This is a genomic window from Desulfosporosinus acidiphilus SJ4, from assembly GCF_000255115.2.
In the GTDB taxonomy this organism is placed as follows: Bacteria; Bacillota; Desulfitobacteriia; order Desulfitobacteriales; family Desulfitobacteriaceae; genus Desulfosporosinus; species Desulfosporosinus acidiphilus.
In genome coordinates this window covers 2,047,103-2,059,545 of the sequence record NC_018068.1, presented here as the reverse complement: position 1 = coordinate 2,059,545, position 12,443 = coordinate 2,047,103, and the positions used below count along the sequence as shown (strand labels likewise).

The 12,443-nt window shown below is 40.4% G+C and carries 7 protein-coding genes and 1 pseudogene; 1 reads left to right on the top strand and 7 read right to left on the bottom strand.

What is annotated here, in order from left to right:
• Positions 1 to 73: 73 nt before the first annotated feature.
• Positions 74 to 916, bottom strand: coding sequence for a hypothetical protein (locus tag DESACI_RS09485; protein WP_014826967.1), 843 nt, complete (start codon positions 914 to 916; stop codon positions 74 to 76).
• Positions 917 to 1,115: 199 nt separating this feature from the next.
• On the opposite strand from DESACI_RS09485, the pseudogene tnpA reads away from it, so the two are divergent.
• Positions 1,116 to 1,319 (top strand): annotated as a pseudogene (gene tnpA / locus DESACI_RS23590) (IS200/IS605 family transposase); the annotation flags it as partial.
• 1,193 nt (positions 1,320 to 2,512) lie between these two features.
• On the opposite strand, the gene DESACI_RS09470 reads toward tnpA, so the two are convergent.
• From DESACI_RS09470 to DESACI_RS25475, 6 genes are all read right to left on the bottom strand, one after another.
• Entirely contained in the window at positions 2,513 to 4,645 is a 2,133-nt protein-coding gene (locus DESACI_RS09470) for a DUF927 domain-containing protein (RefSeq protein WP_014826966.1), read from the bottom strand.
• Between the two features lie 738 nt (positions 4,646 to 5,383).
• Positions 5,384 to 5,938, bottom strand: a complete 555-nt coding sequence (locus DESACI_RS09460; RefSeq protein WP_148271289.1) for a hypothetical protein — start codon at positions 5,936 to 5,938, stop codon at positions 5,384 to 5,386.
• Positions 5,939 to 5,995: 57 nt separating this feature from the next.
• Positions 5,996 to 6,601 carry a recombinase family protein gene (locus DESACI_RS09455; RefSeq protein ID WP_014826962.1) on the bottom strand — a complete coding sequence of 202 codons (606 nt, stop codon included), beginning with the start codon at positions 6,599 to 6,601 and terminating at the stop codon, positions 5,996 to 5,998.
• A 367-nt stretch (positions 6,602 to 6,968) separates the two neighbouring features.
• Positions 6,969 to 10,160 (bottom strand): DEAD/DEAH box helicase, encoded by a 3,192-nt coding sequence (locus DESACI_RS09450; RefSeq protein ID WP_014826961.1) that lies wholly within the window; start codon positions 10,158 to 10,160, stop codon positions 6,969 to 6,971.
• A 305-nt stretch (positions 10,161 to 10,465) separates the two neighbouring features.
• Positions 10,466 to 11,686 carry a hypothetical protein gene (locus DESACI_RS09445; protein ID WP_014826960.1) on the bottom strand — a complete coding sequence of 407 codons (1,221 nt, stop codon included), beginning with the start codon at positions 11,684 to 11,686 and terminating at the stop codon, positions 10,466 to 10,468.
• Between the two features lie 432 nt (positions 11,687 to 12,118).
• Positions 12,119 to 12,355: a VOC family protein gene (locus DESACI_RS25475; protein ID WP_282434163.1), complete on the bottom strand. Its 237-nt coding sequence runs from the start codon at positions 12,353 to 12,355 to the stop codon at positions 12,119 to 12,121.
• Between the last annotated feature and the right edge of the window lie 88 nt (positions 12,356 to 12,443).

Sequence of the window (12,443 nt, the reverse complement as noted above, 5' to 3'; positions counted from 1 at the left end):
CAAATAAACATTAGGGTATCATACTTATCGATAATACACTATTGGACAGCGTTAACTTACCCCATGAATTTCCCTATGCTTGGAATTTTTTTGACAATTGTGAATTTTCAATCGTAAACGGTAACTGCAAATCTCCTAATGATTTGTAAGCTTCAATGCTCGCCGGGATAATTGAATTAAATCCTTGTAACCATTTCTGTACTCTATCATCTTCATAATTCAATTCACAAGAAAATGCAAAATTCCTTATCGCCGCATGAATTCTACTTATCGTTATTGATAAAATAGTAAATTTATTTGGTAAATCATCAGGTCTTAAATCTGGAACCGCCATTACAACATATTCTTCAGATTTAACCGATGCAGCAAATGCATCATGTAAAGTTGACGGAATTGTTGGATGCTTAATCTTGCACAACCATTTATAAGAACCGTATAATTCCATCCATTCAATTTCAAAATTAGCTTGCGAATACGGTTTATTAATAATTTTTGCCTCTATTTCCGACTGTTTTGCCATTATCTTGCATAAGTCAACGACCTTCCAAGGTGATTCTCCCGTTTCAGATTTACTTAACTTTTCTGCCCGTCCAAGATCTCCGGCTATACACGAAGACATTAGGGCATTTTCAAAAGTTGCAGCAGCTATTGATCCTGCCTGTGAAGTATAACCTTGTAACAAAAGAAGCCAAATGGCTCTCAAATCAGTTAGCGAACGCTTTAAAAACAATGCAGATAATAAGAGGTCTATTTCTTTTGAACGTTTACAAGGTAATGTTGGAACTTCGACGCCGCATTCATAACAGTTTTCTATAGGCTTGTTATAAGGAGCAAGCATTTCTGAAATTGTCAGATTCGCCGAAAACTCCATTTTATTTGATGCTTTCCACAAACCCTTAGCACTTTCTTTTTTCAAAATTTACCCTCCTTAAGTTTTACTCGTGTTTATGGGTCTAACGTTTTTCACGGTCAGTATGTCGTTTATATTTTATTTTCCAAGTGCCAGGTCAAAACCTTCGCCAGCTTTAGCATGATTACTATAGGATCAGCTGGAATATATCATTCATCTAAGAGGTGAATGATATGGCCGACTATCAAAAAGGTAGCCATACGGTCTTCTAATCGAGTGTCTGCCTCAGCTTTCATCATCAAAGTTAGCACAGTATCTCAAGAGGCGATCATCAAGATTACTTCAAGAAGAATTCCCTAATTTTAAAAAGCGAAATTGGGGTCAACATTTGTGGGCACGAGGGTATTTTTGTGCAACAGTTGGCACTGTCACAGATCAGATAATTAGAGACTATATCGAAAATCAGTAAACAGACGGTGACGAAGATAACTTCAAAATTGAAACGCGAGTTTCAGTTACGTACTTCAGTTGGTATTTAGCCAAAGGTAGCTTTTAGCAGGCTTTAGCCTTACCTGGACTTTCAGTCCGTTTTAGACCCTCCGGCGTTAGCCGGTTTTTGTTTAGATAGGAGTTTTGTTTACAAGTTAATATCGAGAAATATTCTTTTTAGCCCCTACGAATTCGCTGTGGGCATAACTTATTATGACATCTCCAACTTCCAGTTATAGACATTCGGGCCACTCTGAATTAGCCCTTAGTCACGTCTATCCTACTAACAAAGTGGTTATGTCCACGCAGCTACACATTCATTCTTCGGCGAAAGGAGTATCTTCATTAAACTTCTACACCTTTCCTCTATTCCCTCCTAAGGTCCCGGAAATAATCCAAGATAAAACAAAAATACCAGACCATGAAATCTATCTATCTCTGAAACCAGCCTGCACCAACGCTTTCAGGTTCGACAAATTGCGCGTTTTGCTCTGAGATCGAGTTCGAGCGGTGTGGTGGTATATTCGTACCCTGGAGGGCCGAAGGGCGATTGCGTGGCGATGAGAGAGGGATAAAAGACCACAAACATACTGCGATTGACCTTGGGTGAGGGGTTAGGAAAAAAGGCCACAAAAAATCGCTGTAATAAATTGGGAAAATTTTCCGCAAAAGATATTATTATTATTATTATTATTATTATTGTTGTTGTTGTTGTTGTTATTGTTGTTATGTCTCCACTTTGTCATTTTGTGTCCTCACTTTGTCATTCTATATCTCCACTTTGTCACAGTTTTGTCTCCACTTTTTAAGGTTTTATCTCCACTTTTGTCACATCAATTAAAACGCCACAAGCTCACTCCCATAGGGGTTTCAGCTATAATTAGGTCTCCACTGTCTCCACTTTGTCCACTGTTTTGATTTAGGATATACTTTAGGGGTTATTTGCACATCGAAAAATATATAGTATATATTCTCGAAAAGGTGGACAAAGTGGAGACAAAATAAACAACAAAGAGCTGAAACCCTCGTGGCTGTTGGGTTTCAGCTCTTTACGTATGTGACAAAAGTGGAGACAAAGGTGGAGACAAAACGTGAAAAAGTGGAGATAACACACAAAAAAATGATGACAAAGTGGAGACGAAACGAAAAAAGAGTTGACAAAGTGGAGACACTTTATTTTTTCTTGTCTTTTTGGTCTGTCACTTCCTCTTCCTCTGCCTTTGCCTCGAACTTCAGCTTGTAGCCACGGATTTTCCCGCCGTTGATGTTGAATTCTGGCAGCATGTGTTTTTTATCCCCGCAGCGGATGAACTCACCACTCGCAATTGCCGCCCGCTCAAATTCTGACACTGAGTACCCAGAGCGTTTTAATTGGTCTACAACAATTTCTGGCCTAATTCCCACCGTCACCGAGTTCTGGTCAATGGAGATAATTTTACCCCACCAGCCTCCGACTGACGGTTCAAATCCCTTACCATCTGCCTTAAACTTTGATCGGTTGCAAAAAAACAACGAACGTATTGCATTCACTACCTTTTCGGACCGGTCCTCTCGCGTTTCAACAATGCCACCCAGAAACTCGTCAAACTCGATCAAAAAAACTTCAAAATAATCATGGGTTTGCTCGGGCTCCAATATTAATATCTTGGCCATAAAAAGATCTAAAGCAACTAACATTATCGAGAAATAATCCAAAAATGTGTGGACCCTACCGGATTGTTTATGTTCGTCATCGAGTCTTGCCAGAAGTAGGTTTTTAGCCTCTTTAAACCTGATAACAATTTCGTCCTGCCCTAAATCCTCGACCAATGGTGCATACGCTTTTATTAATGTGCCATAATATTTCCCCATGTTATCCTCAAGGATTGTGGCCGTACAGTTGCCATTTTTAAAAAACGAACACCCAGGCTTTGGTGTTAAACTTATAATCCGATTTTCAAAACCCTCTTGATTGGCCGTTTCTTTAAGGTCAAACTCACCGGTTGAAACAACATTTAACTTCCAAGTTAAAGTTTGCGCTACGCCACCGACCGTTCCGCGCCCTCTACCCATACCATTGGCTATCATATAAACAGTTTCCTGAATGATATTTTTCATTTCGGCTTTAGCTTCGTCGAGGAACACCCCGATCGAACCCATGAAGGCACAATATCGTTCGAGGTAAACCTTCGTATTGTCCCACGACCGCCAAACACCCTGATTAATGGGATAGCCAATCGCCGACGCAATAGCTTTCATCGTGGTCGATTTCCCGCTGCGCGATGCTCCATGAAGGTGCAAAAACCAGCCGTTTGGCCTGCCCAGCGGTTCAAGGAAAAGCGACCCTAGTGTTGAACAAAGCCCCAATAAAAACTTCCCATTGGTCCGATCTTCCATTGCAATATTAAAGACATTCTCGACCCATTCGTCCAAAGTCCCCTTAGAGATAATAGCTTTAAGGGTTGGGTTTAAATGTGGTTCCACAATGATTTCTAAATTTGGGTTTTGGGTGTCGATTAATATTTTGTCTTTATTCCATCCCAAATGAGATGTTCCTTGGACAGTGGGTATGTTATCACCATTTGAATGAGTAAAAGCCGAAAGATATTCCATCGCAGCCTTTATTGTATTAGTTCCAACCTGAATTCCATAACCAATATACGGTGTGAATTTTTTGGAGTCTGACAAATAATCGGACGGTATTTTAGCTGTTGCCCATTTCCCTATTTCGGTTTGAAACGCCAATTCATAAGTATACCTTTCATCGTCCAAGGAAATTATTCGTTTAGTAATTATGAGCGCACCGCTACAAATCAACGAGTTTTGCCGCCAAACTCCTCCTCGGTTATCAATTGAGTATAAAATACTAGGCAATGTTAAATCATCGGGGATATCAATGGTCGCATTTGGGTAAAATGGTTTAACTGGTTCACCACGTTCGAGGTTTTTTTCAGCTTTGACATACCCCAAATATTCAACAAATAAAATGCCTAAATAATTCCTTTCTTCGTTATTGCTGAGTAAATCCAACATAAAGTCTTGGAAACGGTGAAATTCCGGATCATCGGTTAAATCTACAAATTGTTTCCACATTCTTCCGATATCTCTCAGGATGGCATTCATACTTGTAATATTTTCTCGCCGACAAAATGACCGAATTTTGTTAATCAGCGTTACATTATTTTTTATAATTGACTTTAGTTCGTCTAAACTTGCTACTGCTTGGATCGCCTCGGCAATTTCGTCACCGCCGGTAACACAACGGCGAATCCCCGATAATTGGTGTTGGGATTGACCATTTGCGCTTACAGTGGTATCATTACTCATGAGTACATACATCCTTTCTGTGAGACCGCTGCCAACGGTCTTTTATTTTTGTCCTAAAGTTAGATAATATTAAATAATATCACTTCCCTCAAAAAACACTTCAACCCCCGGTCTTTTAAGTGACCGAGGGTTGTTTGGCTTTTTGTTTGAGATATGCCTTCACCTCATCTACATCGTACCTGAAACTACGACTTGTACCTATCTGCATCCGGGGGAGGCCATCCACTTCGAGTTTTCTCAAAGTAGGTCGAGAGATGTGGAATTCCTTTAACAGTTGGTTTTTAGTCATGATCATTGTTTTTCACTCCATTCTGGTTATATTAATTTATATTTTTATATTAAAGCATATTTTTAAAAAATACAACAGACCGTTACAATAAGTTTAAATTATTTAAGAGACATTTTTAAATATTAAGCTTAATATTCTATTTGATAAAATATCACTACCATTATTATTGTCATTAAACGTAATAATATATGATAAAATATTGCTAAACTATAAACAACAGCCAATAAATCCATAATATTGCCACCACAACCACAGAATTGCCCTTCTAAGCCATTAAAACATCACTTTAGGTGTTACAATACCCCTGCAAGCAAAAAAATCCTTAAAACGGCTCCTAGGAGTTGTTGACTACTTTTTGATATTTTTTATTAAATAAATATAGTTTAACAAAGCGAGGACACTAGAGGACAAAGTGAGGGCAAAAAAAGAGAAGGGCCTTGAACCCTTCTCTAGTCATCTTCATTTTCGGAGTCCTGGTAAAACTCATTAATTTCCTCCGGCGTGGATGGCTGCCAGTAATTATCCTTGAATATTTCTGGATATCCGTAATCGACTAATAGCAAATCTGCGTCGTCAGACGGAAAATCTTTACGGGCGTAACCCATGCAATTAACTCCATTATCATCAGCCCAAGCCTCAAACTGTGAACATTTTTCATCACCTTTGTCAAAGGCACAATTGGAGCAATGTTTTTCGATCAGCGGTAATTCTGGTGTCTCTGACCGTATCCGGTATGACCCGCCACGTTCATAGATTGCCGCTACACCGTTTAAAACAAGGCCTTTCAAAAACTCCCGATCGGTACTGAAGCATATCTTAGTCTTAAACACGCGACCCCATACAAGTGGAGCATTGTCCCGCAAGTCATCACCCATACGTTTCCGCATATACGCGGCTACCGCACCATCGTCAATCTCGCTGTATTGGGGATTACGCAGAAACCCTGCTACGAGATCGCGGGGGCTGTCACCGGCGATCCAATCGTCCGATTGTAGATCGCGCAAAAGCAAAGAGTTGGAGGAGGGGATTTCCTCTCCTTGATCAATAAATCGAAACATAGTTTAAGGCTCCTTCCTAATTGTTTTTTTCTCGAATTCCATTTTCCTCTTTCGTTGCTCTCTGGTCAGTGTCGCTTTGCTGATTCTAGTCATCTTGGCCACCTGTGTATAAGAATTTTCCTTTAACAAATCTAACGCCATGTTTATCTGTGTTTCTGTGTACTCCTTTGGTCTACCTTCCTTGAATCCTGCCTTTGTTTTGGCAATGGCCTTACCTGTCTGTGTACGTTCTATAATGGTGTTCCGCTCCATCTCTGCAACTGCAAGCAATGTTGTTAGAAAGAATTTGCCCATTGTAGTATTTTCAAGCAGACCAACATTTAAGACGTGTACAGCTACTCCTTTATCGAATAGCTCTTGTACTATCTGGATGCCCTCAACAGTGTTGCGTGCTAATCTATCGAGTTTAGAGACAACCAAGGTATCTCCCTGTGTTAACTCACTAATTAGCTTGGTGAATACAGGGCGTTCTGTTGTAGTACCTGTGAATTGCTCAAGTTCTACACGTGCATTTTCATATCTGCCGAGAATCTCTTGTTGTTGTACCTCCAAGGAATAACCGTCTTTCAATTGCCCTTTGGTCGATACCCTGGCATATCCGATAATCATGGTTCAGGGCCTCATTTCTTAGATGTCGTTTTGACTATTAGTTTTGAATACGATCTATTCCTTGATTATACACCATCGGAAAATCGTAGTCAATACTGTTAAGTTATGACTACGATCGTTGAGTTGAGACCCAAAATAAAATAGAAAGACACCCCCCAGGGATGTCATTAATTTTTAAGAAAGTAAAGGCTGACTATTATCATTTAAATATCATTAATTTAACCACTGATCCACTAGAACTATTAGATATTTATTTGAAGTCTCATGTTGTTTGAATATCCACTAATATTTTATTAAAAATCCGGAACTACTCTATGTTCTTTCTCGAAGATAGGTTTGGCATCACGTCGTCTTCTTACACGCGCTTTTATGTGCAGTACGTCAAAGCGGTCTCAAAATAATCTCTGTTTCCCCAGACTGACCTATCTCCAACTATATACAGATTCCCTTGCGCACGGGTGACAGCTACATTGAGAATATTAGGTCGTTGACATGCCCACTGGACAGCTCCCTCGCCTTTACCTCCCGAATCAACACCAAGGCACAGCACAACTGTATCCGCTTGTTTGCCTTGAAAAGTATGGATGGTTCCAATACAATTACTGATCCAAGCTCTGACAACATGCGTGTTTACAGCAATACCCATTTGTTCTAATTCGCCATATAGGTTGTTCCTGAAAAAAGTCGCAAGACCTGCTCGGACACTACGAAATGGAGAAATGAGAAAAAGAGAAGGATACTTTTGTGAAGGATCATTTTTATCAGCATACTCTTTAAAACATTTCTTGATGATCGGCAAAATCTCTTTAGTTTGCTCGGGTACATAGTGACCATTTCGGCTATTTCCGCACACATGCAGCCAGGTACATTCGGCATAATCTCGTTTTTTGGATGCGTAAATCATCTTGTTGTTGTACGCGATTTCGTTGGAGATCTTGAATACCTTGGGCTGACACCTGTTATGCACTATCAATGGAGCACCAATCCACAAATCGTCAGGTTCTTCCAGAGTGCGAAAGCCACCCAGCCTGTTGGCAAGATCACTTAAGCTCTGTACACTGGTGAACTTATCGGTGATGATGATGTCCTGCGAATAGTATCTTCCCAGTGCATCGATAACACTGTCGTGTAGCGTGACTACTGGCTCAATTTGAAGTGGATCTCCCACAGCAATGACCTTTTTGGCACGCCATATAGCTCCAGCAGCCGATTGGGGCATGGCCTGACCCGCTTCGTCTATGAAAAGATATCCGATGTCCTCTGGGGGTATGTCCTTCAGAAACGACCCTACCGACGCGAAAGTCGTAGAAACTACCGGGACAATCAGAAAAAAACTTTGCAGCAAAGCAGATGCAGCAGTTTTTGCTTTAATCGCAGGTATTTGCCTCCGCATTAGTTTTGCAAAAGCATCCAGATTATCCCGCAGTAGCTTTGAATTTTCTACGAAAGCTTTATGTAATTGTAACGCCTCCAAAAATAGCGTTTCCCGGAGTCGATTCAAATCACTGTATCCCCAAGGAGATGTTTTGCTCAACTCCTCATTAGCGTTGCCGAAAAAATATTCATCAACACGAAAATGTGAACTGGTCTTTGCTCGAAATTGCTCTAGCTTTTCTCGTTCAACTGCTAACTCAGACTCCAAATTTACACGTTTTTGACCCAGACTCTCTATATTAATTTTTAGTATTTGTTTTGCCTGCTCGATTTCGATAACCACCTTGTTTTGCTTCTGTTGGTGCATTACGCAAGATTGGAGCTGACGCTGAAGGTCTCGATATGTGTTGCACCATCGGCTGCGCCAGAACAAGGACTTAATGATGAGTAACGGGTCGCTTTTCCTCATTTCTTCTAATGATGTACGGCAACGACCGATTTCTTGTTGCAACCGTTCCAACTCTTGCTTTTGAAAAGTTAATTGCTCAGAAATTGCATTTTCGGATGTTTTTACTTTGCCTATCTCTTTGTCAACATCCTGTAAATCAACCTGTAACTGACGGTATTTCAAAACATGTTTATATATCGACTCTATCTGCACATATTCCTTGTCAAACTCTACAAGGGCCGCCTGAAACCTAGCTTTAGACCGGTCCCAATCTTGCTTCGAGATTTTCTTTATGCGTTCCCTCAGCATTTTGTTCAGGTCATACCTAACTGCATCTTTAGAATCCTTATTAAGTGGCCAAAAACTCTCAACAAACCGTGTGCAATTTTTACGGTTGCCCAAGGCAGCAGCATTCAACGCCCATGTTTTCCCTTCGCCAAAGAGAAGGTCGGAAACCTCTGAAAAATACTGGTATTCCTCCAGATTATACTCTTTTGGTATTTCAACAATGGAGGGAAGGCTATGTGTAATATTTTCCACTGCTCCGTTATTGTTCGAAGTTACTAGTATTCCATAACGCCTTATTTCAGGTTTTAATTCGAACACATGGTTGATGTACAACCCTTTGTTAGTTTTAGTTTCGATTTGACAGATTTCTTCTGCAAATGCATCATCAGGGGTGGCGAGATTGCACATGGCATTCGCTCGGTTCACAACAATTGCTGCTATAATATCCTTGAGCAACGTTGTTTTTCCTGTCCCAGGTGGCCCGTTGACCGAAAAGAGAGGCTGTTCATAGATCGTATCCGCCAGAAATGCATTAACATTGACCTGTTGCATAAAACGGGACCCGTAATCACTAGGCCACCGCCCCTTCGGAAGATTTCGTGGAGCCATCAGTTCAAGCAGTACGTCTGGGCTGTGTTCAATATCAATCCTGTTTCTGGCTCCGTGCTCTAAAAAATTACGAAAGCTCTCCCCACATACGGATTCATTCTTACTGACGTCTGCAATAATCCGCTCAAGATCGCGCACAAAAAAACTATTAAACAGATCATTTTGTTTGATTTGAGCATCGGTTTCCTCATCATCGGCCTGGGTATCAGGTTCCGCCTGCTCCACTATTTCATCACCAGCACCATCAGCTATAGCTTTATTTTCTTCGGGGTCCTGCTTGTCACCGATTACCATATCGATGCGCAGCCATACATCACTGAAGTCCAACTCCCAGTTAAGGTAGCTTGCGAAGTAGTTACGTGCCTTTAGAAGGAAATCATAAGTCATAGTCTCGTTATTATCCTTAAGATAAAGAAACATAGAGGTCTCAAAGGAATGGAATGCCTGATCCCACTCGTCCATAACAATTTTCCCGTCGCGTACTCTGTGAATTGCCCATGGAAAGGAGGAAACACGAAAGCTGTCTGGGTTAAATATCCCCTGTGTATCTAAGCTGAAGCTGCAAAAACAGCTTTCATCGTCACCAGTATCTCGAAAGCGCATCTTTTTGCCCATTCCTTTTTCCAATGCTTTAAGCGCGCCATCTATTTTGAAAATCCCAAAATAGACATTATAGTATCGGATCACTTTTCCGGGTTTGATAACAGGATCTCGAAAATTCGGAAATAACTCTGCTCTCAGTATCGAAAAGGTTTTTATATTTTCATTATGTTGTTCCTGTAGTGAGTAAGGATTAAAATGCTCTAGCTTATGCCAGTATTGTAGTGTTCTGATATCCATGTTGCTCTCCTAATCAATATTTCAATAAAATCCCAGTATTTTCTTAAAGACTCATCAGCTAAGGTTAGCCTAATTGCGTATAATCCATTTGTTCACGTCTGTGTCCCACTTCTTTACCTCCTGAATTCAACACCGTCGAGGATACCAGAGGAATTTCATCTCTGTTCCCCTGCCCTGTTTATGTCACCCAGTATTTCTTTCCCCAACCTGAAACGTAACCTTCTTTTGGGAAGCGAGGGAAATTAACATGGCACTCGACTACTACTAGCTACCTTATCACGGCGGCTTCTTGAACTTAGCAAGAGTCAAGAGGAGGTGATTTGATTTTTATTGCTTAACTTAATTATCGGTTTCTTTTTCCAGGCAAATTCATAGGGCAATGTTCTATAAAATCTAGCCCACATGAGGTTGATCCATAAGCTTGATTCTAAAATGTCTCCACTAGCCCAACTGATCCAGTCTGTAAAAGTCCCCTTAGGGTGGGAAAATACATCCCTAAGATGTAATAAATAAGAACACCTCTCCTTTTCCCAAAGCGATAGTGCTCCAATTCTCACTGCATGGTCAAGAAGATGGGGTTTGTTCCGTGGAAACGGAGCACCTTTGACAGTAATCTTTCTTGCTTTTTGTCCATTTGCCCAATTTAATATGTTTTCACGAGGCCCGTATACTCTTTCAACAACTTGCTTTCCTTCAATTTCTGCAGAAACCTCAACACATCCAGCTCCAAGCCATTCGTCATATAACGCCCTTAAAGAGGCTTCTAAAGCCAATACTGCATAATGAACCGAGATGGTAAAAAATTCCCATTCGTAATAAGCATTTACATATAACAATCTCGCGCGGTGCATGACTTGTTCAATTTCATCAGGACAAGTCTTAAGTAGTGAACTTTTTTGCATATCGCTTACTAAATCATATCCCGAAATTTCGGTCGTTTCACAACCAATTATTCTGGTGACAGCCTTTATTCGTTTGTCCGGCTCTCCACTTGGAATACGTAGCTCTAATGGTCGAAAACCAATAGTACTCAGCGCTTGACCACGTAAATCTATTAACATATCCTGTTCATCTCTTATCAAAGATTCTATAGCCTCTTGTAGCATTGACACATTAAAATATTTTTCAAAACTTTTACCCTTTGGTACTTTAATCCAAACATCATGACTTCTTGGATCGTAGCTCTCATTCCATTGGGAATCTACATCTATCATCGTATCAAATAACTCACTTGGTCGGGTATTTTCATTATACTCGTATGCACCTTTACCCAGTCGTAACCGTAATATATAAAATGTATCCATACGATACCGCTCAACTGGACAGGGCAAAACTTGTTTAATGACCCTTATACCTGCAATAACTATGGGCGATGAACTATCATCACGTTTTACTCGTTTTTCTAATTCGTTTAAAACAAAGTGTTGAGCAGAAATCAAAAAACCTTTAATTGTTGTTGACCATGAATCTAGGTTTTGGCTTTCTAATGTTAACTTTGGTATTTGGATTTGTTTTGAACTTAACATTTTCTAATACCTTTCTCTGTATGTTACCCGATTTATCTAGTTATTGGTGAATATTTGCATATATCAAAAATACCGGCCATTCCGATGATTACATATCTAAGTATTCTGTGACTACAAGCCACCGTAACAAGCTTCGAAAATGGCTTCTTTTGGGAAGCAGGGGAATCGATTCGATGTGACGCATCCCTCGGCCTCCAGCTTTCCGGTTCGGTTAGCGCCTTTGGATAGGTAAGAACATCCCGCAGCATTACCTGTTAGGGTTCCTTTATACAACGCTCCCTACTAGAAGGGTCGCTCTGGCGCCCCCTTACCCAACGCTCCACCGCTTCAACCACAGCTATCGTTCATTATCGTAGCGATTACTTTTTCTTGAGGCTAGCGAGGGCGCAAGCGGAGGGGGGATTTTGTACTGATGGTATATCTGTAAGCAAGCTAAGCCCGTTCACAAGCATCCAAAGAGTACCGAGATAGTCTTTCTGAATGAGTTCCTGTATGTAATTCAAGAAGATGTTTATCAAAATTATAGAAATACAATGAACGACCTTCACCATCAACTCTTGAACGTGGGTGCCTAAGTTCTAGCCCAAGTTCTCTAATTATTACATCATAATAATCAAGTTCTTCATCTTCTATCCTGCATGCAATATGATTATATGTACGCTCAGGCAAGGATTCCCCTTCTATTACTGCAATTCACAAATCATTAACTAGAAAAAACTTCTCCTTTGATAATGAAAAAGTTCTTACATTCGCTTGG

Coding starts and splice junctions, on each gene's coding strand:
- DESACI_RS09470 (WP_014826966.1), bottom strand. CDS start 4,645: ATGAGTAATGATACCACTGTAAGCGCAAATGGTCAATCCCAACACCAA.
- DESACI_RS09455 (WP_014826962.1), bottom strand. CDS start 6,601: ATGATTATCGGATATGCCAGGGTATCGACCAAAGGGCAATTGAAAGAC.
- DESACI_RS09450 (WP_014826961.1), bottom strand. CDS start 10,160: ATGGATATCAGAACACTACAATACTGGCATAAGCTAGAGCATTTTAAT.
- DESACI_RS09445 (WP_014826960.1), bottom strand. CDS start 11,686: ATGTTAAGTTCAAAACAAATCCAAATACCAAAGTTAACATTAGAAAGC.